Source organism: Lysobacter niastensis (assembly GCF_015453285.1).
GTDB lineage: Bacteria > Pseudomonadota > Gammaproteobacteria > Xanthomonadales > Xanthomonadaceae > Lysobacter_J > Lysobacter_J niastensis.
On sequence record NZ_JADLZT010000003.1, the window covers coordinates 385,279 to 411,696 of the forward strand.

Annotated in this window: 26 protein-coding genes; 17 read left to right on the plus strand and 9 right to left on the minus strand. The window is 67.6% G+C overall.

What is annotated here, in order from left to right; genetic code table 11:
• Positions 1-10 precede the first annotated feature (10 nt).
• Positions 11-1,396, minus strand: coding sequence for a M16 family metallopeptidase (locus IU514_RS06995; RefSeq protein ID WP_194930360.1), 1,386 nt, complete (start codon positions 1,394-1,396; stop codon positions 11-13).
• A gap of 188 nt (positions 1,397-1,584) precedes the next feature.
• Between IU514_RS06995 and bla the strand changes: the two genes are divergently transcribed.
• Together bla and IU514_RS07005 are read left to right on the plus strand one after the other, a co-directional pair.
• Complete coding sequence (bla, locus tag IU514_RS07000) at positions 1,585-2,463, plus strand: subclass B3 metallo-beta-lactamase (RefSeq protein ID WP_194930361.1); 879 nt, start codon at positions 1,585-1,587, stop codon at positions 2,461-2,463.
• Complete coding sequence (locus IU514_RS07005; RefSeq protein WP_194930362.1) at positions 2,463-2,951, plus strand: NUDIX hydrolase; 489 nt, start codon at positions 2,463-2,465, stop codon at positions 2,949-2,951. The genes bla and IU514_RS07005 overlap by 1 nt, the downstream gene beginning before the upstream one ends.
• 52 nt (positions 2,952-3,003) lie before the next feature.
• Here IU514_RS07005 and IU514_RS07010 read toward each other — a convergent pair whose 3' ends face one another.
• A complete protein-coding gene (locus tag IU514_RS07010) occupies positions 3,004-3,357 on the minus strand; it encodes a GNAT family N-acetyltransferase (protein WP_194930489.1) in 354 nt (117 codons plus the stop codon).
• A gap of 87 nt (positions 3,358-3,444) precedes the next feature.
• A complete protein-coding gene (locus tag IU514_RS07015; RefSeq protein ID WP_194930363.1) occupies positions 3,445-4,797 on the minus strand; it encodes a dicarboxylate/amino acid:cation symporter in 1,353 nt (450 codons plus the stop codon).
• A gap of 147 nt (positions 4,798-4,944) precedes the next feature.
• On the opposite strand from IU514_RS07015, the gene IU514_RS07020 reads away from it, so the two are divergent.
• Complete coding sequence (locus tag IU514_RS07020) at positions 4,945-6,663, plus strand: alkaline phosphatase (protein ID WP_194930364.1); 1,719 nt, start codon at positions 4,945-4,947, stop codon at positions 6,661-6,663.
• Between the two features lie 365 nt (positions 6,664-7,028).
• Here the strand turns inward: IU514_RS07020 and IU514_RS07025 are convergent, their stop codons facing one another.
• Positions 7,029-7,481: a CopD family protein gene (locus IU514_RS07025; RefSeq protein WP_194930365.1), complete on the minus strand. Its 453-nt coding sequence runs from the start codon at positions 7,479-7,481 to the stop codon at positions 7,029-7,031.
• Positions 7,482-7,574: 93 nt separating this feature from the next.
• Here IU514_RS07025 and IU514_RS07030 point away from each other — a divergent pair, with 93 nt between their 5' ends.
• Together IU514_RS07030 and IU514_RS07035 are read left to right on the plus strand one after the other, a co-directional pair.
• A complete protein-coding gene (locus IU514_RS07030; RefSeq protein WP_194930366.1) occupies positions 7,575-8,183 on the plus strand; it encodes a class I SAM-dependent DNA methyltransferase in 609 nt (202 codons plus the stop codon).
• 91 nt (positions 8,184-8,274) lie between these two features.
• Entirely contained in the window at positions 8,275-9,528 is a 1,254-nt protein-coding gene (locus IU514_RS07035) for a polyhydroxyalkanoate depolymerase (RefSeq protein WP_194930367.1), read from the plus strand.
• 88 nt (positions 9,529-9,616) lie between these two features.
• Here the strand turns inward: IU514_RS07035 and IU514_RS07040 are convergent, their stop codons facing one another.
• Together IU514_RS07040 and IU514_RS07045 are read right to left on the minus strand one after the other, a co-directional pair.
• On the minus strand, positions 9,617-10,540 hold the full coding sequence (locus IU514_RS07040) for a sensor domain-containing protein (RefSeq protein WP_194930368.1): 924 nt from the start codon (positions 10,538-10,540) through the stop codon (positions 9,617-9,619).
• Entirely contained in the window at positions 10,537-10,902 is a 366-nt protein-coding gene (locus IU514_RS07045) for a PadR family transcriptional regulator (protein WP_194930369.1), read from the minus strand. Before IU514_RS07045 ends, IU514_RS07040 begins: the two co-directional genes overlap by 4 nt.
• Positions 10,903-11,048: 146 nt before the next feature.
• On the opposite strand from IU514_RS07045, the gene IU514_RS07050 reads away from it, so the two are divergent.
• On the plus strand, positions 11,049-11,558 hold the full coding sequence (locus tag IU514_RS07050) for a hypothetical protein (protein WP_194930370.1): 510 nt from the start codon (positions 11,049-11,051) through the stop codon (positions 11,556-11,558).
• 110 nt (positions 11,559-11,668) lie between these two features.
• A complete protein-coding gene (locus IU514_RS07055) occupies positions 11,669-12,553 on the plus strand; it encodes a peptidylprolyl isomerase (protein ID WP_194930490.1) in 885 nt (294 codons plus the stop codon).
• Between the two features lie 57 nt (positions 12,554-12,610).
• On the opposite strand, the gene speG is transcribed toward IU514_RS07055, so the two are convergent.
• Positions 12,611-13,198 carry a spermidine N1-acetyltransferase gene (speG, locus tag IU514_RS07060; protein WP_194930371.1) on the minus strand — a complete coding sequence of 196 codons (588 nt, stop codon included), beginning with the start codon at positions 13,196-13,198 and terminating at the stop codon, positions 12,611-12,613.
• A 136-nt stretch (positions 13,199-13,334) separates the two neighbouring features.
• Here speG and IU514_RS07065 point away from each other — a divergent pair, with 136 nt between their 5' ends.
• The 4 genes from IU514_RS07065 to fdhD all read left to right on the plus strand — a co-directional run bounded on the left by IU514_RS07065 (position 13,335) and on the right by fdhD (position 17,032).
• A complete protein-coding gene (locus IU514_RS07065; protein ID WP_194930372.1) occupies positions 13,335-13,631 on the plus strand; it encodes a hypothetical protein in 297 nt (98 codons plus the stop codon).
• Positions 13,632-13,743: 112 nt separating this feature from the next.
• Positions 13,744-15,990: an FdhF/YdeP family oxidoreductase gene (locus IU514_RS07070; RefSeq protein WP_194930373.1), complete on the plus strand. Its 2,247-nt coding sequence runs from the start codon at positions 13,744-13,746 to the stop codon at positions 15,988-15,990.
• 11 nt (positions 15,991-16,001) lie between these two features.
• Positions 16,002-16,238, plus strand: a complete 237-nt coding sequence (locus IU514_RS07075; protein WP_194930374.1) for a hypothetical protein — start codon at positions 16,002-16,004, stop codon at positions 16,236-16,238.
• Positions 16,235-17,032, plus strand: a complete 798-nt coding sequence (gene fdhD, locus IU514_RS07080) for a formate dehydrogenase accessory sulfurtransferase FdhD (RefSeq protein ID WP_194930375.1) — start codon at positions 16,235-16,237, stop codon at positions 17,030-17,032. Before IU514_RS07075 ends, fdhD begins: the two co-directional genes overlap by 4 nt.
• Before the next feature lie 3 nt (positions 17,033-17,035).
• On the opposite strand, the gene IU514_RS07085 is transcribed toward fdhD, so the two are convergent.
• A complete protein-coding gene (locus IU514_RS07085; RefSeq protein WP_194930376.1) occupies positions 17,036-18,907 on the minus strand; it encodes an alpha/beta hydrolase family protein in 1,872 nt (623 codons plus the stop codon).
• Positions 18,908-19,080: 173 nt separating this feature from the next.
• On the opposite strand from IU514_RS07085, the gene IU514_RS07090 reads away from it, so the two are divergent.
• Positions 19,081-20,898 (plus strand): DUF885 domain-containing protein, encoded by a 1,818-nt coding sequence (locus tag IU514_RS07090; protein WP_194930491.1) that lies wholly within the window; start codon positions 19,081-19,083, stop codon positions 20,896-20,898.
• Between the two features lie 132 nt (positions 20,899-21,030).
• A complete protein-coding gene (locus IU514_RS07095; RefSeq protein ID WP_194930377.1) occupies positions 21,031-22,242 on the plus strand; it encodes an MFS transporter in 1,212 nt (403 codons plus the stop codon).
• Between the two features lie 2 nt (positions 22,243-22,244).
• On the opposite strand, the gene IU514_RS07100 is transcribed toward IU514_RS07095, so the two are convergent.
• Positions 22,245-22,595 carry a GFA family protein gene (locus IU514_RS07100; RefSeq protein WP_194930378.1) on the minus strand — a complete coding sequence of 117 codons (351 nt, stop codon included), beginning with the start codon at positions 22,593-22,595 and terminating at the stop codon, positions 22,245-22,247.
• A 132-nt stretch (positions 22,596-22,727) separates the two neighbouring features.
• Between IU514_RS07100 and IU514_RS07105 the strand changes: the two genes are divergently transcribed.
• The 4 genes from IU514_RS07105 (at position 22,728) to IU514_RS07120 (ending at position 26,405) form a co-directional block, all read left to right on the plus strand.
• Positions 22,728-23,153 (plus strand): VOC family protein, encoded by a 426-nt coding sequence (locus tag IU514_RS07105; protein ID WP_194930379.1) that lies wholly within the window; start codon positions 22,728-22,730, stop codon positions 23,151-23,153.
• Entirely contained in the window at positions 23,150-23,977 is an 828-nt protein-coding gene (locus IU514_RS07110; RefSeq protein WP_194930492.1) for a DUF72 domain-containing protein, read from the plus strand. Before IU514_RS07105 ends, IU514_RS07110 begins: the two co-directional genes overlap by 4 nt.
• A gap of 103 nt (positions 23,978-24,080) precedes the next feature.
• Complete coding sequence (locus IU514_RS07115; protein WP_194930380.1) at positions 24,081-25,067, plus strand: aldo/keto reductase; 987 nt, start codon at positions 24,081-24,083, stop codon at positions 25,065-25,067.
• Between the two features lie 3 nt (positions 25,068-25,070).
• Entirely contained in the window at positions 25,071-26,405 is a 1,335-nt protein-coding gene (locus IU514_RS07120; RefSeq protein WP_194930381.1) for an NTP/NDP exchange transporter, read from the plus strand.
• The last annotated feature ends 13 nt before the right edge of the window (positions 26,406-26,418 follow it).

Sequence of the window (26,418 nt, forward strand, 5' to 3'; positions counted from 1 at the left end):
CGCAGTCTCCTTACTTCGACGATGCGGCGGGCGCGGCCGGGGCCATCATCGCCGCAGGCTTGCGGTCGATGACGGTGCGGTTGGCCTGGGTGAGGTAGGTCTTCGCCACGCGCTGCACGTCGGCGGAGGTCACGCCTTCGATCCAGCCGGGGATCTTGTTGACCACGTTCGCATCGCCCCACAGCGTCTGCAGCTTGGCCAGCGTGTCGGCTCGGCCGAGGATGCTTTCCAGGTCGTTGTACCAGTTGGCCAGCATGCGGGTCTTGGTGCGCTGGAGCGTGGCGGCGTCTACGCCATCCTTCGCCACCTTCGCGATCTCCTCGTCCATCGCCGTCAGCATCGCGTCTGCGCTGCTGTTGGGCTTGTACAGCGCGAACACCGTGAACAGCGTCGGGCCGTCGTAGGTCCACGGGTCGGTCAGGCCGTACAGCGACTCGACATTCAGCGCGAGCTCGCGTCCCTTCACTATGCCCTGGTAGAAACGCGACGCATCGCCGCCGGCGAGCAGTTCGCCGAGCACCGCCATCGGCGCCTGGTCCTTGCTGCCACGGTCGGGCATCTTCCAGGCCGCCGCGATCGCAGGCACCTGCGCAAGCGCATCGCTCTGGGTGATGCGCTTCTCCTGCGTGTTGAGGCCTTCGCTGTAGTCGGGCGCGGCCGGCGTCGGGCGCGACGCGATCTTGCCGAAGTACTTCTCGGCCAGCGCGAACGCCTGCTCCGGCTTGATGTCGCCGGCGATGCCGAGCACGGCGTTGTTGGGGCCGTAGTAATCGCGGTGGAAAGCAGCCACGTCGTCGAGGCTGGCGTTCTCCAGGTCCTGGAAGCTGCCGTAGCCGTCGTGGTTGTTCTCCCACTTCTGGAAGGCCTGCTGGCCGATGTCGATCCACATGAAGCCGCCGTAGGGCTGGTTCTTCACGTTGACGCGGATCTCCTCCTTCACCACGTCCTGCTGGTTCTTCAGCGTGGCCGGGTTGAAGTCCAGCGTCTTCATGCGGTCGGCTTCGAGCCACAGGATCGGCTCGATCGCCGACGCGGGCGCGACTTCGATGTAGTTGGTGAAGTCGGCGCGCGTGGAACCGTTGTTGCGGCCGCCACCGCCGGTGATCACGCGGTCGAACACGCCTTCCTTCGCATTGGGCGTGCCTTCGAACATCAGGTGCTCGAACAGGTGGGCGAAGCCGGTGCGGTTCTTCGGCTCCAGGCGCATGCCGACGTGGTAGACCACGCTGACGCCGACCGTCGGCGAACTGTGGTCCTCCGAGACGACGACGGTGAGTCCGTTGTCGAGCTTCTTCACCGACACGGGCAGGTTCCAGCGATCCTTGTCCGCGGCCGGGGCCGCCGAGGTGAACGCCAGTCCCGCCAGCAATACCGCAAGGAGATACCGTCTACGCATGTCTGCCTCCCTTGGCTGATGCGATGGTCTGCCGGACGCCCGGCCCAACGCGGACCGTATCCCGGCTTCGCCTCCACCATACCGGCCAGAAGTCACGGCCGGATGTCACTCCTGATCGGCACGCTGGCCGCATCGCAGCAAATCGCCGACACTGTGATTCGCGCCTTCTCCCCCCTCATTCGCCGAACATGCGAATCGCCTCTATTGCAGCCCTGCTGCTGACCGTTGCCGCCTCCGCTCCCGCCGCAGAACCCGTCCTGCCTCCCTTGCAGGCCTACCAGTCGCCCGACGGCTGGCGCCAGCCGGTCACGCCCTTCAAGCTCGGCGACCGCAGCTGGTACATCGGCACCGACGGCCTCACTGCCGTGCTGGTGAAGACCGATGCCGGCGCCGTGCTGATCGACGGCGGCATGCCGCAGGCCGCGGACATGCTGCTCAAGCGCATGCGCGAGCTCGGCGTCGCGCCATCCGACCTGCGCCTGATCCTGCACAGCCACGCCCACATCGACCACGCCGGCCCGCTCGCCGCGGTGCAGCGCGCGACCGGTGCGCAACTGGTCAGCAATGCCGAATCGGCGGTGCTGCTGGCGCGAGGTGGCAGCGGCGACCTGCATAACGGCGACGGCATGGTGTTCCCGGTCCCCCGCGTCGACCGCCTGGTGATGGACGGCGAAGTGGTCGAACTCGGCGGCGTCGCCTTCACCGTGCACTACACGCCGGCCCACACGCCCGGCAGCATGAGCTGGACGTGGACCGACACGCGCGATGGCCGGCCGCTGCGCATCGCCTACGCCGACAGCCTCAGCGCGCCGGATTACCAGCTCATCGGCAACCCGCGTTATCCGCACATCGTCGATGACTACCGCCGCGGCTTCGCCGCCGTGCGCGCCCTGCCCTGCGATCTCCTGCTGACACCGCATCCGTCGGCGAGCGGCTGGACCCCGTCGGACACCAAGGCCCCACACAAGACGCCCACGACCTGCGCCGCGTACGCCGACCAGTCCGAACGCAATTTCGATGCGCAGCTGGCGAAACAGCGCGCGGCCCAGACCGGGAGTCGCCGCTGATGCCGTACACGCCCATCGTCGCCACGCTTGGCTACGTGCTTTCGCCCGACGGACGCGAAGTGCTGATGGTCCACCGCAACGCGAGGCCCGAGGATCACCAGCTCGGCAAGTACAACGGCCTGGGCGGCAAGCTCGAAGCGCATGAAGACGTCGTCGCCGGCATGCGCCGCGAGATCCATGAAGAGGCGGGCATCGACTGCGAGGAAATGAAGCTGCGCGGCACGATCAGCTGGCCCGGCTTCGGCAAGCACGGCGAGGACTGGCTGGGTTTCGTCTTCATCATCACCCGCTTCTCCGGCACGCCGTTCGCGAGCAATCCGGAGGGCACGCTTGAGTGGGTTCCTATCGAACGCCTCGACGAACTGCCGATGTGGGAGGGCGACCGCAACTTCCTGCCGCTGGTGTTCGACGACGACCCGCGCGCCTTCCACGGCGTGATGCCGTATCGCGACGGGCGCATGGTGTCCTGGGCCTATTCGCGGGTGTAGCGCATCGCGGGTGTGAGGCACCAGTGGCGACCTGACGCGATGGCCCGAGGCATCAATCGCGTGGCGGCGCCTTGACGCGGTACTCCATGTTGACCGCATGCGGCGCGCTCTCGACAAAGCCGTACTTGGCATACAGGTGCTTCGCATCGCCATCGGCGACCAGCGACACCACCGACGATACCGGCGCGTTCGCGCGCAGCCAGGCGTCGAGTGCGGTCATGATGCGCTTGCCTAGGCCGCGGCCCTGATGGGGCGGCGCCACGGCGATGTCGACCACCAGGAAGAAGCAGCCACCGTCCCCGACGATGCGGCCCATGCCGATCACGTGGTCGTTGTGCAGCAGGCTCACCCCGTAGAGCGTATTGCTCAGGCCGCGCTCGGCGGCCTCGCGACTGCGCGACGACATGCCGGCTTCGACGCGCAGGCGGCAGTAATCCTCTACGCCAGGGAAGTGCTCGACCAGTTCGATCACGTTGGCCGCAGGACCGCTCACTCAGCCCAGGTCCTTGATCCGCACTTCGGCCTTTTCGCCTTCGGCAATGCCCAGGTTGCTCGACGCCGATTCGTACAGCTCGCGGTCGAGCATGCCGGTTTCCTTGGCGACGATGACGGGCACGAGCATCTGCCCGGTGACGTTGGTCATCGTGCGCATCATGTCGAGGATGCGGTCGATCGCGTAGAGATAGGCGATCGCCTCCAATGGCAGTCCGGCCGCGCTCAGCACGACCGTGGCCATGATGACCGCGGTGCCCGGCACGCCGGCGGTGCCGAAGCTGCCCAGCACCGACGCCAGCACGATGATCAGGTACTGCGACCACGACAGGTCGATGCCGGTGTACTGGGCGATGAATACCGCCGCCAGCGCCGGATAGATCGCGCCGCAACCGTCCATCTTGATGCTGGCCGCCAGCGGCACCGCGAAGGCGGCGTAGTCGCGGTCGACACCGTGGTTGTGGGTCACGCTGCGCAGCGCCACCGGCATCGCGGCGAAGCTGCTGGAAGCGACGAAGCCCACCTGCATCGCGGGCGCCGCGCCGCGGAAGAACTTCAGCGGATTGAGTCCGTGCACCAGCAGCAGGCCGCTGTAGACGACCACGATGTGCAGCGCGCACGCCAGGTACAGGGCGAAGACGAAGTTGCCCAGCGGCAGCAGCTTGTCGAAACCGTAGGCGCCGACCAGCCCGGCGATCAGGCCGAACGTGCCGAGTGGCGTGAACTCCAGCACGAAGCGGGTCACCTGGATCATCGTCTCGCTGGCCTCGCCGGCGAGCCGGCGCAGGTTGGCCGTCTTCTCGCCCAGTTTGACGAAGGCGAAGCCGATCAGGCCGGCGAAGAAGATCACCTGCAACACCGTGCTGTTGCTGGGCACGATGATGTTCTGGCCGTCCGCGGTTTTGCCGGCACTCATCGCCGCGAGCGCACGGAACGGATTCTGCGGAACGATGTTGAACAGCACGTCCAGCGGGCCCGGCACCTGCTTCGGTGTGTAGTCCGAGGCCACCTGCAGCGTGCTGATGTTGACGCCCGCACCCGGCTTGACGATCAGCCCGACGACCAGGCCAACGCACACCGCCAGTACCGCGGTGATCGCAAACCACAGGAACGTGCGGCCGCCGAGCGCGGCGATCGACTTCTGCCCATGCAGGGAGCTGACCGCATTGATCACCGCGAAGAACACCAGCGGGATCGCGATCATCTTGATCAGGTTGACGTAGACATCGCCGAGAGGTCCGAACCAGGTCTCCGCGGAAGGGCCGAACGCCCAGCCGGCGAGCGCGCCGAGCACGAAGCCAGCCAGCACGCGCTGCCAGAACGGGATGCCCAACCAGGCCGAAACCACCTTCATCGATACCCCAACGCTTTACATGGATTGCCGGTTTGCACCATATCCGAGCCCGGACGCCCCGGCGAGCCCGCCAGTGCAACGCCGGTGTCCCATTTGCTGCACGGGGGGCGGGCATAATCGCGCCCTGCCTGTTGCCAAGACTTGAAGATGTCGCGCCTGCCCTCCGCCTCCGCCCTCGCCGTCACCCTGCTGGCTGCCGCCTGCACGTCGGTCCCTCACACCCCCGCTGCCACCACGGCCGCATCCGATGGGGCATTCGTGGTCGAGGTTCCGGCGATACCGCGCCCCGCCGGTGAGACCCCGGAGTGGTGGTTCCGCGACGGCGCCGCACAGGCGGCCGCACGCGGCGCGATGTCGGGCCGCGCGAAGAACGTGATCCTGTTCGTCGGCGATGGCATGAGCCTGACCACCGTCGCGGCGGCTCGCATCCTCGACGGCCAGCGCAAGGGCCAGCCGGGTGAGGAAAACCGGCTGAGCTGGGAGAAGTTCCCCGCCACCGCGCTGAGCCGCACCTACAACACCGACTCGCAGACGCCCGACTCGGCCGGCACGATGAGCGCGATGGCCACCGGCGTGAAGACGCGGATGGGCGTGCTGAGCATCGGCCAGCAAGCCGCACGCGGCGACTGCGCGCAGGCCCAGGCCGCACCGGTGCTGTCGCTGTGGGAGCTGGCCGCCAGCCGCGGCTTCGCTACCGGCGTGGTGACCACCACGCGTGTGACGCACGCGACGCCGGGCGCGACGTTCAGCCATTCCGCCGACCGCAACTGGGAAAGCGATGCCGAGATGCCGGCCGCGGCCAAGGCCGCCGGCTGCCTCGACATCGCCCGGCAGATCGTGGAATCGCCATTCGGCACCGGCCCCGATGTGCTGATGGGCGGCGGCCGCGGCAACTTCATGCCGGCACAGCAGCGCGACCCGGAGTACGACGACAAGGTCGGCAAGCGTCTCGACGGTCGCGACCTGGTCGCGGAATGGAAGCAGCGCCATCCCGACGGCACCTACGTGTGGAACGCGAAGCAGTTGGAAGCGGCACCGGCTGGCAAGCCGCTGCTGGCGCTGTTCGAGCCCGGCCACATGCAGTTCTCGCACGACCAGCCCAGCGACCGCGGCGGTGAGCCGACACTGGCGCAGATGACGCGCGCCGCGATCTCGCGACTGCAAGGCAATCCGCAGGGCTTCGTGCTGCTGGTCGAAGGCGGCCGCATCGACCACGCCCACCACTTCGGCAATGCCTATCGCGCGCTCACCGACACGATCGCGCTGAGCGAAGCGGTGCAGGCCGCCATCGACGCCACTTCGGCCGACGACACGCTGATCCTCGTCACCGCCGACCACGCGCACACGCTGAGCTTCGTCGGCTATCCGGTGCGCGGCAATCCGATCCTCGACAAGGTGCGCGGGCGCAGCGGCGAGGAAGGCGACAGCGAATCGCACTACGCGCGCGACGCGACCGGCCTGCCCTACACCACGCTCAGCTATAGCAACGGCCCCGGCTACACCGGCGCGAGCGCGCAGCAGAAAGCAGGCCCGAAGCGGTTCCTGCACGAGCCCGGCGGCCACTATGAACCCTCGACGGGACGCCCGGACCTGACCCACGTCGATACGCAGGATCCGGACTACCTGCAGGAAGCGCTGGTGCCGACCGCCAACGAATCCCACGGCGGCGACGACGTCGGTATCTGGGCGCGCGGCCCGGGCAGCCAGGCGGTGCGTGGCAGCGTCGAGCAGAACGCGATCTTCCACTTCTTGCTGCAGGCGATGCCGACATTGCGCGCGCAACTGTGCGACGCGGGCGACTGCGATGGCAACGGCGTGCCGGTCACGCTGCCGGATCCGGCGAAGTTCCGCTCGCAGGCGCGTTGAACCTGCGCACGAATTGCTACTCCGTTCGCCCTGAGCGTAGCGAAGCGGAATCGAAGGATGGACGGGCTTGAAACAACCCGCTTCACCCTTCGACTCCGGCGCAGGCGCCTACGCTCAGGGCGAACGGTGAAAGAAGGTCGTACCTTTCGATTGGACTGCGCTCACTCGCTGCAGCGAACAGCGAACAGCGAACAGCGAACAGCGAACAGCGAACAGCGAACAGCGAACAGCGACGGATGCTCCTGGATGGACCAGGCTACCCCCGCCGTTCGTCCTGAGCGTAGCGAAGCGGAGTCGAAGGATGGACGGGCTGGGCTGAACTCCGGGAGGCGAACGACGCCGCTCAGCCCTCGCCGCGTGCCTGATCAGAACGGCTTGGCCAGCACCAGGTAGACCACCGCGACCAGCAGGAACACCGGCAGTTCGTTGAACCAGCGCAGCGCCTTCGACGACGGCAGCGCGCGGCCCGCATCCACGCCTTTCAGCCAGCGGCCGCTGACGATGTAGTACGCCAGCATCACCGCCACCAGCGCGAGCTTGGCGTGCAACCAGCCGGTGCCCGGCGCGACCATCGTCGGGAAATCCGGGAACACGCGGTATCCCAGCCACAGCACCAGGCCCATCGCGAAAGCGAAGCCGAACATCATGTGGCCGAAGCGATAGAGGCGGCGCCCCATCAGCACCAGGCGCGCGCGCACCGCGGGCTCGTCGCCGGCTTCGGCGAGGTTCACCAGGATCCGCGGCAGGTAGAACACGCCACCCATCCACGCCATGACGAAGACGACGTGGGCGGTCTTGATCCAGAAATAGGCGGTCATGGCGATCCTTGGAATGCAGGGCGGTTGTCGTGGCGCGATAGCATGGCACGGCGCCGCGACGATGCGGCCATCCACTTCCGGCACACTCGCACCATGACCAAGCACTACGACCAGGCCTACTTCGAACGGTGGTATCGCGATCCCGCACTGAAGGAGCACGCCATCGGCGGCACGGCGCGTCTGGCGCGCAAGGTCGCCATGGCCGTCGCCACCGCCGAATACCACCTCGAACGCCCGATCCGCTCCGTGCTCGACATCGGCTGCGGCGAAGGCGCGTGGCGCGCGCCTTTGCTGAAGCTGCGGCCGAAGCTGAGCTACCTCGGCTTCGACAGCAGCCAATACGCGATCGAGCGATACGGCCGCAAGCGCAACCTGCACTTCGCGCAGTTCGGCGACTTCGAGTACCTGCGCCCGTGCGCGCCAGTGGACCTGCTGGTGTGCAGCGACGTCATGCACTACCTCGATACGCGCGAACTCGACCGCGGCCTGCCGGCACTGGCCGAGCTGTGCCACGGGGTCGCGTTCCTCGAGACCTTCACCCGCGAGGACGGCATCGACGGCGACACGCACGGCTTCAAGCGGCGCCCGGCGAAGTTCTACCGCCAGCGCCTGCAGTCCGTCGGTCTGATGCCACTGGGCTCGCACCTGTGGCTGTCCCCGGTGCATCAGGACGACACCGCCGCCCTCGAACGCCCGGCCTGACCGGCCCGGCCGGTTCACCCGGCAGACGGGTTGATCCGCTATGCTGCGCTGCAGCAACGGCCCGGCCCGGGCCGAACCACGGAATCCGACGATGCTCTACCAGATGCATGAACTCGGCCGCGCCTGGATGGCCCCGGTCACCTACTGGGCCGAGGCCGGCGCCCGCATGTTCTCGGCTTCCGGCAGCTGGATGTCCGGCCTGCCCGGTGCCACCCGCGTCGCCGCCGGTTACGAACTGCTCTACCGCATCGGCAAGGACTACGAGAAGCCCGAGTTCGGCATCCACTCGATCGACATCGAAGGCACCGCCTACCCGGTGGTCGAGCGCGAGATGCTGCGCAAGCCGTTCTGCCGGCTGCTGCGCTTCAAGCGCTACGCCGACGACGCCGGCAACCTGAAGGACCTGAAGGATGACCCGCCGGTGCTGGTCGTCGCACCGCTGTCGGGACACCACTCCACGCTGCTGCGCGACACCGTGCGCACGCTGCTGCGCGACCACAAGGTCTACATCACCGACTGGGTCGACGCGCGCATGGTGCCCGCCAGCGAAGGCGGCTTCTCGCTCGACGACTACATCGCCTACGTGCAGGAGTTCATCCGCCTGATCGGCGCCGAATCGCTGCACGTCATCAGCGTGTGCCAGCCGACCGTGCCTGTGCTGGCGGCGGTGTCGCTGATGGCGTCCAACGGCGAAACCACGCCGCGCTCGCTGGTGATGATGGGCGGCCCGATCGACACGCGCGAGAACCCGACGCAGGTCAACGACCTCGCCACGCGCGAACCGCTGTGGTGGTTCGAGAACAACCTGATCCATCCCGTCCCGGTCAACTACCCGGGCCATGGCCGCCACGTGTATCCCGGTTTCCTGCAGCACGGCGGGTTCGTGGCGATGAATCCCGAGCGCCATTTCCAGTCGCACTGGGACTTCTACGAAGATCTGCTCAAGGGCGATCTGGAGGACGCGCAGGCGCACCGCCGCTTCTACGACGAGTACAACGCCGTGCTCGACATGCCGGCCGAGTACTACCTCGACACGGTGCGCATCGTGTTCCAGGAGCACCTGCTGCCGCGCGGACTGTGGGACGTGCGTGGCCAGCGCGTGGACCCGTCGAAGATCACCGGCACCGCGCTGCTGACCATCGAGGGCGAACTCGACGATATTTCCGGCCAGGGCCAGACCCGCGCCGCGCACAAGCTTTGCAGCGGCATCGCCGAGACGAATCGCGAGCACCTCACCGTCGCCGGTGCCGGCCACTACGGCATCTTCAGCGGCCGCCGCTGGCGCACGCAGGTATACCCGCAGGTGCGCGACTTCATCGCGCGCCACGCCGGACCCGGCGCCTGATACGAAAAGCCCCGCTCGAAGCGGGGCTTTTTTTCGGCTTCGTCATCCCCGCGAAGGCGGGATGACCGACGGATGGTCAATCACAGGCTCAGTCGTACTGCGCCGTCTTCACCAGCATGTGCTTGGCCAGCTGCCCGTGCAGCATGCCGATGGCGCGTGCCAGGTGCAGCGTCAGGAACAGCAGCACCACACCCGCGAGCATCGCCAGCGGCCACGCCCACGCATCGACGTCCAGGACCAGATTGTCGTCGATGAACCAGTGGCTGCCGAAGCCGAACAGCAACGCGAACGGCGCCGCGATCAGCGACAGCGACACCGACAGACCGGTGACCACGATCGTGAAGTACAGGATGCCCAGCGGCAGCATCAGCAGGAAGTACAGCTGCGTGCCCCAGATTCGCGGATCGGTGAACAGCTCCTTGATCCGCTCCATCCACGGCCGTCCGCGCGTGCTGTACAGCGGCCGGCGCGGCATGCGCTCACCCAGCATGACCTCGACGATGCGCCCTTCCACCAGCGACAGGATGCGCACCGATCCGAAATACAGGATCAGGAACGGGATGCCGATGATCAGCACTGCCAGGCCCAGCGACAGCGAGATGCCGGTGACCACCCAGGTGAAGTAGAAGATGCCCGTCGCCAGCGCCAGCAGCATGTAGAACAGCGACGCATAGGTGCGCGGTTCGGCGATCACGCCGAAGAAGCGGCCGAGCGCAGACTTGCGCGGCGGCGGTGCCGGCGGCCGCAGCGCCGTCTGCACCTTCACCTCGGTGTCGCGATAGATGTCGGCGACCTCGTCCGGCGCGCCGTAGCTGCCGGCGACCGCCGCGATCACCTCGGCCTCGCTCCGGCCCGGGTTCTCGGCCAGTTCGGAGCGCAGGTACTCCTCGGCGTCGTACAGCGCGTCCTGCACCAGCGCCGGATCAGCACCGGCCAACGAACGCCGCAGCTGCTCCAGGTATTCGGGGATCGTGGCCGGCAACCGTACCTGGCCGGGTTGGAAGGCGTTCATGGCGTGGGTCCTTCAAGGACGGAATCGACGGAATCGCGGGTGGCGCGCCAGGCGGCGGTCCATTCATCGAGCACGGCGCGGCCGGCGCCGGTGATGCGGTAGTAGCGGCGCGGCGGACCGGAGTCGGACGGCTCGGTGTGGCTGTCGAGCAGGCCGGAGGCGCCGAGGTTGCGCAGCACCGGGTACAGCGCGCTCTGCTTGCCGCTGAGCACGCCCTCGCCGAAGCGCTCCAGCCGCTTGGCGATCTGGTAGCCGTACATCGGCTCCTCGGCGGCGGCCAGGACGGCCAGCAGGGCCAGCGACACGGTCCCGGCACTCAGCTCCTTCTGGAACTTCCGCAGATGGTTGTCGAGGTCGGTCATGGCGGCAGGCCGGGCTATCGTGGAGTCAACACTATGCTCAACTTCACTATAGTGCGCATGCCATTAGTCATCCCCGCCGCCTTGCCACGCCCTCGACCCCTGCCCTGCTAATCAGTGCCCGGGTAAGGCGTTTCGGGAGGCGTGCCATGTCGCGTGGAGACAAGTCCGCCTATACCAGGAAGCAGAAGCGGCAGGCCGAGCACATCGAGGACAGCGAACTCGAGCAGGGACGCTCGCAGGAAGATGCCCAGCGCATCGCCTGGGCGACGGTGAACAAGCAAAGCGGTGGCGGCAAGCTCTCGGGATCGGGACGAAAGACCGCGAAGAAGGCGGCGACGAAGTCCGCCAGCAAAGCCATGAAACAGGTGGCCCGGAAGACGGCCAGCAAAGCGGTGAAGAAAGCCACGAAGAAGGCGGCGAAAACGACCGCACGCAAGACCGTACCCAAGACCGCGCGGAAGGTTGCTGCAAAGAAGGTCGTTGCAAAGAAGGTCGCGAAGAAGGCGGTCAGGAAGGCGGCACGCAAGACGACCGGGCCCGCGACGAAGCGAGCGGCAAAGAAGACCGCGAAGAAAACCGTACGAAAGGCCACCCGCACCGCCACGCGAACCCATCGCGGCGATGGCGCGAGGGTTCACGCCGCCCTGGCCCATTAGCCACGCGCTAGCCGGCACCGCGGTGCTTGTGCAGAATCAGGCGCTCGCCCGCCTGGAGTTCCACCGTGCCGAAGCCGCGCCTGTTGTCCGCCGTCCTGCCTGCCGCCCTGATGCTCGTCCTTGCTGCAGCCCAGGCCCCGGCCCAATCGCCGGCACCGGCCAAGGCGCGCTCGATGCAGGAAATCCTGGATGCGTCCAAGGCTTCGGACTGGCGCACGCTCGATCCGGACAACACGCTCTACCTCGACCTCGCCGCGGGCCGCGTCGTGATCGAACTCGCCCCGGACTTCGCGCCCGAGCACGTCGCCAACCTGCGCACGCTGGCGCGCGAGGGCTATTGGAATGGCCTCAGCATCAACCGCTCGCAGGACAACTTCGTCGTGCAGTGGGGCGACGCCGCCGAGGACGAGAAGGCGCGCAAGCCGCTCGGCACCGCCAAGACCAAACTGCCCGCCGAGTTCACCAGCACCAGCAAAAATCTGTCCTTCCACGCCCTGCCCGACCGTGACGGCTGGGCGCCGCAGGTCGGCTTCGCCGAGGGCTTTCCGGCCGGCCGCGATCCGGCCAACGGCGCGACCTGGATCGCGCACTGCTACGGTGCGGTCGGCGCCGGACGCGACGTCGCCGCCGACTCCAGCAACGGCACCGAGCTGTATGTCGTGACCGGCCAGTCGCCGCGCCAGCTCGACCGCAACATGAGCATGGTCGGCCGCGTCGTGCAGGGCATGGAACTGCTGTCGGTGCTGCCGCGCGGCACCGGCCCGCTTGGGTTCTACGAGAAGCCCGAGCAGCGCATGCCGATCCAGGCGATCCGGCTGGCCTCGCAGGTGCCCGCGGGCGAACGCACCAGGCTGGAAGTGCTGCGCACCGACACGCGGTTGTTCGACGAACTGGTCGAGGCGCGCCGCAACCGCCGCGACGACTTCTACAAGCGCCCGGCCGGCCACATCGACCTGTGCAACGTGCCGCTGCCGGTGCGCGTGCCGAAGGGCTGACCCCTCTCCCGGCGCCGCGCGCCACCCTCTCCCGCGAGGGGAGAGGGGCAAACCAGATCAGGTGCCGCGGCGGTTCTCGTCGCGGCCCAGCGCCTGGTACTGGAACAGGCACATGCGCACCACGTTGTGGTAGCGGCCGTCGCTGAAGAACTCGTCGATCAGCACGCCCTCGCGGCGGAAGTCCGCGTCCTCGTAGATGCGGATCGCACGCGTGTTGTCCTCGTCGACCAGCAGGTACAGCTTGTACAGGTTGAGTACCCGGAACGCGTAGTTGATCGCCAGCCGCGTCGCGGCCCGCGCGTAGCCGCGGCCCTGCTGTTCTGGCGAGATCATGATCAGGAACTCGGCGCGCCGGTGCAGGTGGTCGATCTCGACCAGCTCGACGAGTCCGACGCGCTCGTGTCCTGCATCCTCGACGATGAAGCGCCGCTCGGACTGGTCGTGGATGTGCTTGCGGTACAGCTCCTCCAGTTCGACGAACGACTCGTACGGCTCCTCGAACCAGTACGCCATCACGCTGCGGTTGTTGTTGAGGACATGGATGAAGTGCAGGTCGCCGCGCTCAAGCGGGCGCAGCGTGACCGTGGCGTGCCTGATCACCTTGTCCACCGGGTTCGACGTGTCTGCCGGGTTCGCCGTATTCATGCAGCCAACCCTACTCCTTCCACGTGACACCGGCGTGCTCGCGCGCCACCGTCCGGACACGCCATCACGCGGTCTTATCCCACGGCTCAATAGCCTCGTGATGACCATCCCACATCCGTCCGCGAAGGTGCGTGCCATGCCTCTAATGCGCCTGCGAGTCACCGGCAGCGACGACGCCGTCCGCGCCATCGGCAACCTGCTGGTCAGCATCGACGGCATCGAACATGTCGAGGAGGTGGCCGACCTGATGCCGCGCATGGACGATGCCGATTCCAGTTCGGCCGGCCTGAGCGACCTGATCGGGGGAGCGGACGCCCACGAAATCGAGATCGAGGCGCCCAACCTGTCGACCGCCCGCCGCGTGCGCGACGCCGTCGAGGCGCTGGCCTACGACCTGAACGTGCTGGTCGAGTTCGAAGCGGAAGACGAATAGCCCAGGCATCCGCGCCCGCACATCCTGAGAACGCGCAGCCCCGCCGGATCGCTCGGGCGCGGGTCGGACGGCCTATCATGCATGCAGGCCGACGGCCCCTCTTCCTGCTGCGATGTCCGACAAGAAATCCATCGATGTCTATCTGAAACCCGCCGGCGGCTGGGATGCGCTGAAGAGTTCCTGGCATGCCCTGCGCGACCAGCAGGTCGTGCTGAAGGGGGCCGGCACGCTGCTGCGCGCCAACCAGCCCAGCGGTTTCGACTGCCCCGGCTGCGCCTGGCCGGATCGCAACCCGCATTCGACGTTCGAGTTCTGCGAGAACGGGGTCAAGGCGGTGGCGAACGAAGCCACGTCGAAGCGCGTGACCCGCGAGTTCTTCGCCGAACACAGCGTGCAGTGGCTGTCGCAGCAGGACGACCATTTCCTCGAGGCGCAGGGCCGCCTCACCGAGCCGATGGCCTACGACGCCGCAGGCGACCGCTACCGGCCGATCGGCTGGGACGAGGCATTCGCGACGATCGCGGGCTCGCTCAACGCGCTGGCATCGCCCGACGAGGCGATCTTCTACACCTCCGGCCGCACGTCCAACGAAGCCGCGTTCCTGTACCAGTTGTTCGTCCGTGAGTACGGCACCAACAACCTGCCCGACTGCTCGAACATGTGCCACGAGGCATCGGGCGTCGCGCTGACCGAGCAGCTCGGCAGCGGCAAGGGTTCGGTCACGCTGGAAGACTTCGAACTCGCCGAGGCGATCTTCATCTTCGGCCAGAACCCCGGCACCAACCACCCGCGCATGCTGGCGGAGCTGCGCGACGCCTCGCGTCGTGGTTGCCGCATCGTCGCGTTCAATCCGCTGCGCGAGCGCGGGCTGGAGCGTTTCGCCAATCCGCAATCGCCCGCCGAGATGCTCGGCGGCGGCAGCACGAAGATCGCTTCGGAGTACTACCAGCCGCGCATCGGCGGCGACCTGGCGGTGGCGACGGCACTGGCCAAGGTCGTGGTGGAGCGCGACGCCGTGGACCGCGAGTTCATCGCGACGCACACGCTGGGCTTCGAGGAGTTCGCCGCGTCGGTCCGTGCAGCCGACTGGGACGAGCTGGAACGCGAATCCGGCCTCAGCCGCGCGCAACTGGAGGAGGCGGCCGGGATCTACATCGACAGCCGCGCCACGATCCTGTGCTGGGGCATGGGCATCACCCAGCATCCGCGCAGCGTCGCCACGATCCAGATGCTGGCCGCGCTGCTGCTGTTGCGAGGCAACATCGGCAAGCCCGGCGCGGGACCCTGCCCGGTGCGCGGCCACTCCAACGTGCAGGGCGACCGCACGATGGGCATCTACGAGCAGCCCTCGCCCGCCTTCCTCGACCGACTCGGCGCGGAATTCGATTTCCAGCCGCCGCGCGAGCACGGCTACGACACGATCGGCGCGATCGAGGCGATGCACGACCGCCGTGCCAGTGTGTTCTTCGCGATGGGCGGCAACTTCGCCGCGGCCACGCCCGACAGCGCACATGTGCACGAAGCGATGCGCCGCTGCGAGCTCACCGTGCACGTCAGCACCAAGCTCAACCGCTCGCATCTGGTGCACGGACGGCAGGCGCTGATCCTGCCATGCCTCGGACGTACCGAGATCGACCTGCAGGCCAACGGTCCGCAGGCGGTGACGGTGGAGGACTCGATGAGCATGGTCCACCTGTCCAGCGGCATGAACCCGCCCGCTTCCGATTACCTGTTGTCGGAACCGGCGATCGTCGCGCGGCTCGCCGCCGCAACGCTGCCACGCAGCCGCACACCATGGCTGTGGCTGGTGGAGGATTACGACCGCATCCGCGAGCGGATCGCGCAGGTGATTTCCGGCTTTGAGGACTTCAACCGGCGCGTGCGCGCGCCCGGCGGGTTCCACCTTCACCATCCGGGACGCGAACGCGTGTTTCCGACCGCCAGCGGGAAGGCCGGGTTCTTCGTGCATCCGCTGTCTTCGGACAGCAGCAAAAGCGAAGCACCGCTGCGCCTGATGACCGTGCGCTCGCACGACCAGTACAACACCACGGTGTACGGCCTCGATGACCGCTACCGTGGCGTGCACGGGCTGCGCCGGGTCTGCTTCATCTCCACGCACGACCTGCAGCGGCTGGGCCTGCGCGATGGCGAGATGGTCGACATCACCTCGCTCTGGCGCGACGGCGAACGCACCGTGACCGGATTCCGGCTGGTCGAGTACGACATTCCGTCCGGCTGCCTGGCCAGTTACTTTCCCGAGACCAACGCACTGGTGCCGCTCGAACACCACGCCGAGCGCGCACGCACGCCCGCGTCGAAGTCGATTCCTGTGCGGCTGAGCCGCAGCGCTGCTGCCTGACGGGACATGCGATGAGCGAGGATCCGGTATTGGCGCTGCTGCACCTGCTGGCGGCAGAAGACGGCCAGTCGATCCATCGCGTCGCCAAGCGCCTCGGACTCGGCCTCAGCGAACTGCAGCGTTTGCTGGTCGCGCTCGGCAGCGATCCGCGCTTCGACGGCCTCGATCTGGTCGAGCAGCGCCGCGATGGCGAACGCACGCTGTTGTGGCTCACCGGAAAAGGACGGCAACTGTGCGGGACCGCATGAACGACGCGCTGCAGCCGGTGCAGGCGCTGCGCCTGAGCGAGGACGCGCGTACCGCGCACGACGACCGGGTGATCGTCGAAGCGCCGGTCGCGCTGCTCTACAACGGCGAGTCCTTCGCGGTGATGATGGCCACGCCGGAATCGCTGGAGGACTTCGCGCTGGGATTCGCGCTGAGCGAGGGCATCGTCACCACGCCGGCGGAGTTCCGCCTGGTCGACACGGTGCGCCACGACGACGGCGTCGCCCTGCATGCGGCGATCCCGCAGGCACGCTTCGACGCATTGCAGGAACGCCGCCGCGGACTGGAAGGACGCAGCGGTTGCGGCTTGTGCGGCGTCGAATCGCTGCAGGCCGCCATGCGCCCCGTGCCTCGCGTCGCCACGCCGCGACCGGTGGCGGCCGCGCGCATTCGCGACGCGCTTGCCGCGCTGTCGCAGAGCCAACCACTCAACGCGCGCAGCGGCGGTGTGCATGCGGCCGGGTTCGCCTACGGCGCGGAACTGCTGGTCCGCGAGGACGTCGGCCGCCACAACGCCCTGGACAAACTGATCGGCGCGATGGCGGGGCAGCCGGCCTGCGATCCGAGCCAGGGTTTCCTGGTCATCACCTCGCGCGCGTCCTACGAGATCGTGCACAAGGCTGCCACCGCCGGGATCGGCGTGGTGGTGGCGATCTCCGCTCCCACCGACCTCGCGATCCGCACGGCCGACGTTGCAGGCGTCACGCTGGTCGCGTTCGCACGCGGCGACTCGCTCAACGTCTACACGCACAGCGACCGGCTCCTGCCGGACTGACCGTCACCGCTTCAGGTTTTTGTCGAGGAAGTCGAGCGCCGACTGGTAATAGGTCGTGCGATTCTTCTCGTCGTAGAAGCCATGCGTTTCATCCGACGGAAAGAATCCTCGGTACGGCTTGCCGATCGCGTCCAGCGCACGCCGCATCGCGCGCAGGTGCTCGGGCGAAACCCGTCGGTCGCGCATGCCCTGCACCAGCATGATGTCGGCCTTGATGCGCCCGGCATGGGTGGTCGGGGAGTTCTCCCGCAACTGCGCCATGTCGTCGCCCAACGCTCGTCCCAGGAAGTTGCGGCCGGCGCGCGAGCGCTGCGTGTCTCCCCATCGGTACAGGGTGGGCAAGTCGTAGGGGCCGGCCATGCCGATCACGCATCGATAGAGCTCGGGCTCGCGCACGGCTCCCATCAGTGCGGCATAGCCGCCATAGCTCTCCCCCCAGATGCAAATGCGCGAGGGATCGATGCCCGCGTTCGCAATCGACCAACGCGTCGCATCGGTCAGGTCGTCCTGCATCGCGCGGCCCCACTGCCGATACCCCAACTCCTCGAAAACGCGACCGCGTCCCGAGGAGCCGCGGTAGTTGACGCGCAGGACCGCATAACCGTGCGTGGCCAGCATCTGCACCTGGTCGTTGTAGCTCCAGGAATCCGATACGCCGAACGGCCCACCGTGCGGCAGCAGCACGAGCGGAAACGGCCCGGGGCCTTGCGGCAGCGTGAGCCAGCCGTTCAGCCGTACTCCGTCGCGCGCGGCGAACTCCACCGGCTGGGTGGGACGCATGGCGGACCCGCGCAGCCAGGGCCTGCTGCGTGCGAGCAACTTGAGGTCACCACTGGTGGTATCGAGCAGGTAGAAACTGTCTGGCTCGGTGGCGCTGCTGACCGTGACCAGCGCGGTGCGGCCATTGCGGCTGGCGCTGGTCACGCGTGCCACCGCGCCAGGGAAGGCCGCCATCAGCTCGCGCATCAGGGCCGCGTGCTGGTGTCCCGCGTCGAAGAACCGGATCTCGGGCTTCAGACCGCCGTAGACCGCGCCGATAGGTTCATGTCCGTCGAACGACCAGACCAGAGTTTCCGGATCGACCCGGTCATCGCTGACCACGACGGTACGGGCACCGCTGGCGAAGTCGACGCGCTCGATGACGTCGGGGCCGCTCTTGCGCTCGCTCCACAGGAAACCGTACTTCCGGTCGTAGCTCGTACCGATCGGCGTGGTTTCGATGCCGCTGGCGTTCTCGTCGTTGATCAGCTCCCAGCGGCCATCGCGCAGCAGGAACACCTGCTGGCGATCGTCCTTGTCCCAGTTCCAGCTGAAGCGAACGGTGCCGGCGCGATCGGCCAGGAAACCGGCGTTGGGCACGGGGGCATCGACCACCTCCTCGCGCTTGCCGAGCCCATCGGTGCGCACTTTTCGCACGCGGGTCCAGCACTCTTCCTTCACGACCTTGCGGCAATCGGAAGTCAGCACGTACTCCGGATCGTCGACGAGCGGATCGATGACGTTGCCCCAGAATGCTTTTCCGCGCCGGCCATCGACATCCAGCGCCTGCAGGCTGCTGAGCTGGTAAGGCTGCTCCAGCGTGCCGAACTTCATCGAAATCGACGCGAACAGCCGCGTGTCTGAAACCCAGAACTCCGAATCGACGAAGCCGTCCTTGCCGGGATCAAGCCGATTGATGACGTGCATGTCGCTGCGCCGGACGATCACCAGCACGGTGCGGTCCTCGAACGGCACACGCGCCGCCAGGTAGTCGCCGCCGGGCGACAGCGACATCGATTCGTACTGGGCGGCCTTCAGGAACTCGCCCAATGCAGGCCCTTCGGCCCTGGCCATGCCGGCGAACGCTAGGCAGGCCGCAAGAAAAATGTGCTTCATGTGTCCCCCATGGCCGATCCGTCAGCACCTGACGCGATGATGCCTCAATCCCGCGACGGACCGCCCGGCCCGGCAAAACCGCTCAACCAACGGCCCATGCCACCGGACCGACGGGAGCGATATCCTCCGCGGATCGCGGCCGCGCCGCCTGTCCGAGATCGTCCATGCTTCCGTTGCGCCCGTCCCTGCTTGCCCTCGCCGTGCTCGGCGCCGTCCTGGCCGGCTGCAAGCCGCAAACCCCGGCTCCCACCCAGCCCGCGACCGAGGCCGCCCAACCGGCCGCCACGTCCGATGCCGCGACGGATGCCAAGCTCAACGAACTGTCGCGCCAGTGGCTCGACGGCTGGCTGCAGCTCAACCCGATCGCCGCCACCCAGATCGGCAAGCACGACTACGACAGCAAGCTCGACGACCTCAGCGCGGCGGGCCGGCAGAAGCTGGTCGACTTCAGCAAGAAGACGCTGGCCGAACTCGACGCCATCGACACCAGCAAGCTCTCGCGCGAGAACCAGATCGACGCCGCGATCCTGCGCAACCAGCTGCGCTCGGACATCTGGAACCTCGAGACCCTGCAGAGCTGGGCCTGGGACCCGCAGGTCTACAGCGGCCTGGCCGGCGGCGCGATCTACAACCTGATGGCGCGCGACTTCGCGCCGATGCCGCAGCGCCTGCGCTCGGCGACCGCGCGCATGAAGCAGATCCCGACGCTGTTCAAGCAGATGCGCGAGAACCTGGATCCGGCGCGCGTGCCGAAGATCCACGCCGAAACCGTCGCCAAGCAGAACGGTGGCCTGTTGAGCCTGATCGACGGACTGGTGATGCCATACGCCGACCAGATCCAGGGCGAGGACCGCAAGAAGCTCGACGAGGCCGTCGCCGAACTGCGCACCGCCGTCGCCGACCAGCAGAAGTGGCTGGACGAAACGCTGGTGCCCAACGCCAAGGGCGACTTCCGCATCGGCCAGACGCTGTACGACGAGAAGCTGCAGTACTCGCTGAACTCGTCGCTGTCGCGTGCCGAGATCAAGCAGCGCGCGGAGAGCGAGCTCAAGCGCGTGCGCGGCGAGATGTACGCCATCGCCCAGACCGTGCTGAAGGACAAGGCGGGCGCTCCGGCAACGCCGGCCAACCCGTCGCCTGACCAGCAGCAGAAGGCGATCGAGGCCGCGCTCGAACTGGCTTATGCAGACCGTCCGGCGCGCGACAAGGTCGTCGACTTCGCCAAGCAGACGCTGGCCGACGCGACGAAGTTCACGCGCGAGCACGACCTCGTCACCGTGCCGAACGATCCGGTCAAGGTGATCCTGATGCCGGAGTTCCAGCGCGGCGTCGCGGTCGCGTACTGCGATTCGCCGGGCCCGCTCGACAAGGGCCTGGACACCTACTACGCGATCTCGCCGATTCCGGACGACTGGAGCAAGGACCAGGTCGACTCGTTCCTGCGCGAGTACAACAGCCGGATGATCCACCTGCTGTCGATCCACGAGGCGATGCCGGGCCACTACCTGGAAGGCGCACACTCGGCCAAGTCGTACTCGGTGCTGCGCTCGGTGCTTCGCTCGGGCCTGTTCGCCGAAGGCTGGGCGGTCTACACCGAAGACATGATGGCCGACGCTGGCTATCTGGATAACGACCCGCTGTTCCGCCTGGTCCAGCTCAAGTTCTACCTGCGCACGATCGCCAACGCGATCCTCGACCAGGGCGTGCATGTCGACAACTGGACGCGCGAACAGGCGATGGAGCTGATGACCAAGCAGGCTTTCCAGCAGGAGCGCGAAGCGTCCGGCAAGTGGGTGCGCGCGCAGCTGACCTCGGCACAGCTGCCGACCTACTTCGTCGGCGCGCAGGAGTTCTTCGACATGCGCAAGGCCGTGGAAGCCAAGCTCGGCAACAACTTCAACGCCAAGGCCTACCACGACAAGGTGCTGTCGTACGGCGCACCGCCGGTGCGTTTCGTCCGCGAGATGATGCTGGACGAGCCGATTCAGTAAGGCACCACGCGTCCTTACAACCGTTCGAGCATGGGGCCCTGCGGGGCCCCATGTCTTTTCAGGCGGCAGTGCCCACTGAAGGGGCACGATCTCTGCGCGATACTCTCCAGCGTGATAGCCGGGGCCAACCCGATGGCGAGCGTCCGCATCCCTACTGAAGCAAGGCTGCTGCTGCTCACGCGGGGATTGCGCGCGCTGGTCGATGGTTACGTGGCCGTGCTGCTGCCGGCCTACCTGCTGGCGCTGGGGTTTGGCACCTGGGAGGTCGGGCTGATGAGCACGGTCACCCTGTCGGGCTCGGCGTTGGCGACCCTGGCGCTGGGCACCTGGGGACACCGCATCCATCATCGCCACCTGCTGCGCGCGGCGGCCCTGGTGATGATGGTCACCGGACTGGGCTTCGCGGGCTTCTCCGATCTCTGGCCGTTGCTGGTGGTGGCATTCGTCGGCACGCTGAACCCCAGCTCGGGTGACGTCAGCGTGTTCCTGCCGCTGGAGCACGCACGCCTGGCGCACATGGCGGTGGGCCATGAGCGCACCACCCTCTTCGCACGCTACAGCCTGGCCGGAGCGCTGTGCGCGGCACTGGGTTCGCTCGCGGCCGCAGTCCCCGACCATCTGATCAAGCTGGGCATCGGCCAGCTCCCCGCCCTGCGGGCCATGTTTGTCGTCTACGCCCTGGCGGGGTTCGCGCTCTGGCTGCTCTACCGGCAGTTGCCGGCGCCCGACCGCCAGTTGCCCGAGCCGCCCGCATCGCTGGGGCCGTCGCGCAGCGTCGTAGCGCGGCTGGCTGCGCTGTTCTGCGTCGATGCGTTTGCTGGCGGCCTGCTGGTGCAGTCGCTGCTGGCGCTGTGGCTGTTCGAGCGTTTCGACATGTCGCTGGCGTCCGCCGGTGCGTTCTTCTTCTGGGCCGGCCTTCTGACCGCGTTCTCCCAGCTCGCAGCGCCGCACATCGCCAGGCGGATCGGCCTGCTGAACACCATGGTGTTCACCCACATCCCGTCCAGCCTCGCGCTCATCGGAGCCGCGTTCGCCCCGCGCATGGAGATCGCACTGGGGTTGCTGCTCCTCAGGTCGGCGCTATCGCAGATGGATGTGCCGACCCGGTCGGCGTTCGTGATGTCGGTGGTGACGCCACCGGAGCGGGTGGCGGCAGCAAGCTACACCGCCGTTCCCCGAAGCCTGGCGTCTGCCCTCAGTCCGTCGCTGGGGGGCGCGATGTTCGCGGCAGGCTGGCTGGCCGCGCCACTGGTGTTCTGCGGCGCACTCAAGATCGCCTATGACCTCGTCCTTCTCGGCGCATTCCGGCGCGTGGATGCGGCCAAGCGATCCGAAGCGGAATGACCTCAGCGCGAACGCCCGTCGTACGGCACGATCTTCAGCGTGGCCGGATCGACGCCGTCGAGGCAGCGCGCGTTGACGCAGGCGATCGGGCTGCCGTCGGGCATCTTGCCCTCGCTGAAAGGCGAGATGCCGCAGGTCGGGCAGAAGTGGTGGTCGATGACGTGCTTGTTGAAGTGGTAGGTGCCGTAGTCGCCCTCGGGCGTCTTCAGCGTCAACGCCGAACGCGGCACGAACCACAGCAGGCCGCCTCGCTTGGCGCACAGCGAACAGTTGCAGTCGAGCACCTGGTCGATCTCGCCCTCGACCTGGTAGGCGATGCGGCCGCAGTGACAACCGCCGGTGTAGGTGGCCATGCTCGGTGACTCCTGTCGGGTGGGCCCCGATTGTGCACGACTTGTTGCGCACGGCTCGCCTCGCCGGCAAGCCACGGTGGCTTCACCGACAGGCGGTATCCTCCGGACCTGTCCAGCGCCCCGGAACCGACCATGCCCGCCCCCACCGGCAGCACCATCATCCCCGCGATGACGTACCGCGATGCACCGGCGATGATCGAGTGGCTGTGCCGCGCCTTCGGTTTCGAGAAGCACGCCGTGTATGCCGACGGTGATGTCGTGCATCACGCGCAGCTGGTCTACGGCACCGGCATGATCATGCTCGCCACCGCCCACAAGGAAGGCGAATGGAGCGAACGCATCGCACAGCCCGACGAGATCGGCATGCGAGAGACGCAGAGCCCCTGCGTGATCGTGCCCGATGCTGACGCGCACTACGCGCGCGCCAAGGCCGCCGGCGCGAAGATCGAGATCGACATCGCCGACCAGGACTACGGCGGGCGCGGCTACGCCTGCCGCGATCCCGAAGGCCACCTGTGGTGGTTCGGCAGCTACAACCCGTGGACGGCGGAGGCCTGATGGATCTGTTCGCGGCCCCGCCCCATCCCGTCGACGGCATCCGGGTCGGCATCGGCGGCTGGACCTACGCGCCGTGGCGCGACAATTTCTATCCGAAGGGCCTGGTGCAGCGGCGCGAGCTGGAGTTCGCCAGCCGCCATCTGACCGCCATCGAGATCAACGGCACCTATTACGGCACGCAGAAGCCGGCGACCTACGCCAAGTGGGCCGCGGAAACGCCGGACGGCTTCGTGTTCTCGGCCAAGGCGCCGATGCGGATCATGCAGTCGCGCGCACTGGCGAAGACCGGGCCGCAGATCGACGACTTCCTCGGCGGAATCGCGTCGCTCGGCGACCGCCTCGGGCCGATCGTGTGGCAGTTCGATGCCGGACTGAAGATCGATCGTGACGCCTTCGCCGAGTTCCTGCAGCTGCTCCCCGGCCAGGTCGACGGGCGTTCGCTGCGCCATGTGCTGGACGTACGCGATCCGGCATTCGTCGATGCGGGCTTCATCGAACTGGCGCGGCGCCACGGCATGGCCACGGTGTTCACCGACTCGCCCGACTACCCGTCCTTCGCCGACGTCACCGCCGACTTCGTCTACGCGCGGCTGATGCGATCGCGCAGCGACGTCGCTACCGGTTATCCCGAAGTCGAACTCTCGCAATGGCATGCGCGGGCGCACGTGTGGGCGCGAGGCTGCGAACCCGTGGACCTGCCCCGGCTGACGCCCGGCGGTGCAGCCAGCAAACCGCGCGAAGTGTTTGTGTTCTTCATCAGCAGCGCCAAGGAGCGCAATCCCGCCGCCGCCATGGCGCTGCTGAAGCAACTGGGCTCCGGCTGACGGTCACCGCGGCGCCCATGCCGAAAGGCACTGGCCGCCAGCACGTGACGCAACGCAAGGTCAGCCGGGTTCGACGTTCGCTCCTTGTGCGAGAGACCACGCCATGACCAACCGTCGCGACTTCCTCACCACCGCCTCGCTCGCTGCCGCCGGCATCGCGCTGGCGCCGCTGGCGGCATGCAGCCGCGAGAACCAGGCGACCGCGCCGGTCGGCGGAACGCCCGCGTCCGTGCCGGCCGCCGCACAACCCGCTGCGTTCACCGGCACCCTGCTGTCGCGCGCCATTCCATCGACCGGCGAAAAGATCCCGGTCATCGGCATGGGCACGTCGGGCAGTTTCGAAGTAGACGGCGACGCCGACGCGCGCGCGCCGCTGCGCGAGGTGCTGGCGACCTTTGTCGCCGCCGGCGCCAAGCTGATCGATACCGCCCCCACCTACTCCTCGGCCGAGGACGTGCTGGGCGACCTCGTCGCCGAAGCGAAGGTGCGCGAGCGGCTGTTCCTCGCCACCAAGCTGTCGGGCGTCAGCGGCCGCGACGAGGGCATGGCGCAGTTCCAGGATTCGCTGCGGCGTCTGCGCACCGACAAGGTCGAGCTGCTGCAGGTCCACAACCTGCGCGACACCGGCACGCAGATCGCCCTCGCGCGCGAGCTCCAGCAGCAGGGCAAGACCCGCTACGTCGGACTGACCCACTACCGCGAGGACGCACAGAAGCAGCTCGCGCAGGAGATGCGCCAGCACAAGCCCGACTTCATCCAGATCAACTACTCGCCGGTGTCGCGCGGCATCGAGAAGACCATCCTGCCGATGGCGAAGGACCTGGGCATCGCGGTGATGATCAACCGCGCCTTCGAGGACGGCCGCCTGATCGCGCAGGTGCGCGACAAGCCCCTGCCGGACTGGGCCAAGGATGCCGGCGCCGATTCGTGGGCGCAGCTGATCCTGAAGTTCGTGCTGTCGCCGGAGGCGGTGACCGTGGTGATTCCCGCCACGTCGAAGCCGCGACACCAGCTCGACAACCTCAAGGCCGGCACCGGGCCGATGCTCGACGAGAAGCAGCGTGCCGCGCTGGTCGCGGCGCTGGGCTGACGAATGACGACTGGCAGGGCCTGGCTCGCAAGGCTATTCGGCGTCGCCGAGGACGAGATCGCCCCGGTCGCGTTCGCGCAGCTGGTGTTCTTCCTGCTGTTCGCCGCCTATTTCATGCTGCGCCCGGTGCGCGAGACGATGGGCGTCGCCGGCGGCGTCGAGAACCTGCAATGGCTGTTCACCGGCACGTTCCTGGCGACGCTGGCGGCGATGCCGCTGTTCGGCTGGGTCGCTGGGCGCGTGCAGCGCCGGCGCATCCTCCCTTGGACGTTCGCCTTCTTCGCCGCCAACCTGGCCCTGTTCGCGATCGCGTTCCGCTGGCAGCCGGAGAACCTGTGGATCGCGCGCACGTTCTACATCTGGATCTCGGTATTCAACCTGATCGCGATCTCGGTGGTGTGGAGCGTGCTGGTCGACCTGATCCCGACGGGACAGGCCAAGCGCACCTTCGCGCTGATGGCCGCCGGCGCCAGCCTGGGCGGACTCGTCGGGCCGCTGGTCGGCATCGCGCTGGTCGAGCGGATCGGGCATGACGGCCTGCTGTGGTTGGCAGCGTCGCTGCTGGTGCTGGCGATCGTCGCCTCGCGGAAGTTGCAGCACTGGCGCGATGCGCACCCGCTGCACGAGGGACTCAGCGCCAGCGCGCGGCAACGGCCGCTCGGCGGCAGCCCGTTCGCCGGCATCACCACGGTACTGGCATCGCCCTACCTGCTCGGTATCGCCGCATTCGTGCTGTTGCTCGCCAGCGTCAGCACGTTCCTGTACTTCGAGCAGGCACGGCTCGTCGAGATGCGTTTCCCGAATCGCGCCGATCAGACGCAGGTGTTCGGCACGATCGATTTCGTCGTGCAGAGCCTGACGATCCTCTCGCAGCTGTTCATTACCGGGCGCATCGTGCAGCGGTTGGGCATCTGGGTGCTGCTGGTGGCGGTGCCCGTCGTCACGATGCTGGGCTTCGTGTGGCTGGCGCTGGCGCCGACCTTCGCCGTGCTGGCGGTGGTGATGGTGGTGCGGCGCGCCGGCGAGTACGCGTTCGTGCGGCCGGGGCGCGAGATGCTGTTCACCGTCGTACCGACGGAAGCCAAGTACAAGGCCAAGAACGTCATCGACAGCCTCGTCTACCGCGGCGCCGACGCGGTCAGCGGCTGGGCCAAAACGCTGGTCGACATGCTCGCCCAGCAACCGGCCATCGCCGCGCTGGTGGGTGCCGCCATCGCGTTGACGTGGGCCGTCACCGGCGCCGGACTCGCCCGCGCGCAGCATCGCAAGGCGATCGCGATCACTCCGCCGGGGGATGCGGGCGGCGACGCGGATTTGTCGGCGCGGCAGCGGATCTGAATTGGGCGTGGCG

Excerpts from the sequence above, each read along its gene's own strand:
- IU514_RS07095 (WP_194930377.1), top strand. The coding sequence starts at position 21,031 with ATGGCGAGCGTCCGCATCCCTACTGAAGCAAGGCTGCTGCTGCTCACG.
- IU514_RS07010 (WP_194930489.1), bottom strand. The coding sequence starts at position 3,357 with ATGTCGTCGCGCAGTCGCGAGGCCGCCGAGCGCGGCCTGAGCAATACG.
- speG (WP_194930371.1), bottom strand. The coding sequence starts at position 13,198 with ATGAATACGGCGAACCCGGCAGACACGTCGAACCCGGTGGACAAGGTG.
- IU514_RS07070 (WP_194930373.1), top strand. The coding sequence starts at position 13,744 with ATGTCCGACAAGAAATCCATCGATGTCTATCTGAAACCCGCCGGCGGC.
- IU514_RS07030 (WP_194930366.1), top strand. The coding sequence starts at position 7,575 with ATGACCAAGCACTACGACCAGGCCTACTTCGAACGGTGGTATCGCGAT.
- IU514_RS07105 (WP_194930379.1), top strand. The coding sequence starts at position 22,728 with ATGCCCGCCCCCACCGGCAGCACCATCATCCCCGCGATGACGTACCGC.
- IU514_RS07120 (WP_194930381.1), top strand. The coding sequence starts at position 25,071 with ATGACGACTGGCAGGGCCTGGCTCGCAAGGCTATTCGGCGTCGCCGAG.
- IU514_RS07050 (WP_194930370.1), top strand. The coding sequence starts at position 11,049 with ATGTCGCGTGGAGACAAGTCCGCCTATACCAGGAAGCAGAAGCGGCAG.
- IU514_RS07045 (WP_194930369.1), bottom strand. The coding sequence starts at position 10,902 with ATGACCGACCTCGACAACCATCTGCGGAAGTTCCAGAAGGAGCTGAGT.
- IU514_RS07065 (WP_194930372.1), top strand. The coding sequence starts at position 13,335 with ATGCCTCTAATGCGCCTGCGAGTCACCGGCAGCGACGACGCCGTCCGC.
- IU514_RS07055 (WP_194930490.1), top strand. The coding sequence starts at position 11,669 with ATGCTCGTCCTTGCTGCAGCCCAGGCCCCGGCCCAATCGCCGGCACCG.
- IU514_RS07025 (WP_194930365.1), bottom strand. The coding sequence starts at position 7,481 with ATGACCGCCTATTTCTGGATCAAGACCGCCCACGTCGTCTTCGTCATG.
- bla (WP_194930361.1), top strand. The coding sequence starts at position 1,585 with ATGCGAATCGCCTCTATTGCAGCCCTGCTGCTGACCGTTGCCGCCTCC.
- IU514_RS07075 (WP_194930374.1), top strand. The coding sequence starts at position 16,002 with ATGAGCGAGGATCCGGTATTGGCGCTGCTGCACCTGCTGGCGGCAGAA.
- IU514_RS07040 (WP_194930368.1), bottom strand. The coding sequence starts at position 10,540 with ATGAACGCCTTCCAACCCGGCCAGGTACGGTTGCCGGCCACGATCCCC.
- IU514_RS07020 (WP_194930364.1), top strand. The coding sequence starts at position 4,945 with ATGTCGCGCCTGCCCTCCGCCTCCGCCCTCGCCGTCACCCTGCTGGCT.
- fdhD (WP_194930375.1), top strand. The coding sequence starts at position 16,235 with ATGAACGACGCGCTGCAGCCGGTGCAGGCGCTGCGCCTGAGCGAGGAC.
- IU514_RS07005 (WP_194930362.1), top strand. The coding sequence starts at position 2,463 with ATGCCGTACACGCCCATCGTCGCCACGCTTGGCTACGTGCTTTCGCCC.
- IU514_RS07015 (WP_194930363.1), bottom strand. The coding sequence starts at position 4,797 with ATGAAGGTGGTTTCGGCCTGGTTGGGCATCCCGTTCTGGCAGCGCGTG.
- IU514_RS07035 (WP_194930367.1), top strand. The coding sequence starts at position 8,275 with ATGCTCTACCAGATGCATGAACTCGGCCGCGCCTGGATGGCCCCGGTC.
- IU514_RS06995 (WP_194930360.1), bottom strand. The coding sequence starts at position 1,396 with ATGCGTAGACGGTATCTCCTTGCGGTATTGCTGGCGGGACTGGCGTTC.
- IU514_RS07115 (WP_194930380.1), top strand. The coding sequence starts at position 24,081 with ATGACCAACCGTCGCGACTTCCTCACCACCGCCTCGCTCGCTGCCGCC.
- IU514_RS07085 (WP_194930376.1), bottom strand. The coding sequence starts at position 18,907 with ATGAAGCACATTTTTCTTGCGGCCTGCCTAGCGTTCGCCGGCATGGCC.
- IU514_RS07100 (WP_194930378.1), bottom strand. The coding sequence starts at position 22,595 with ATGGCCACCTACACCGGCGGTTGTCACTGCGGCCGCATCGCCTACCAG.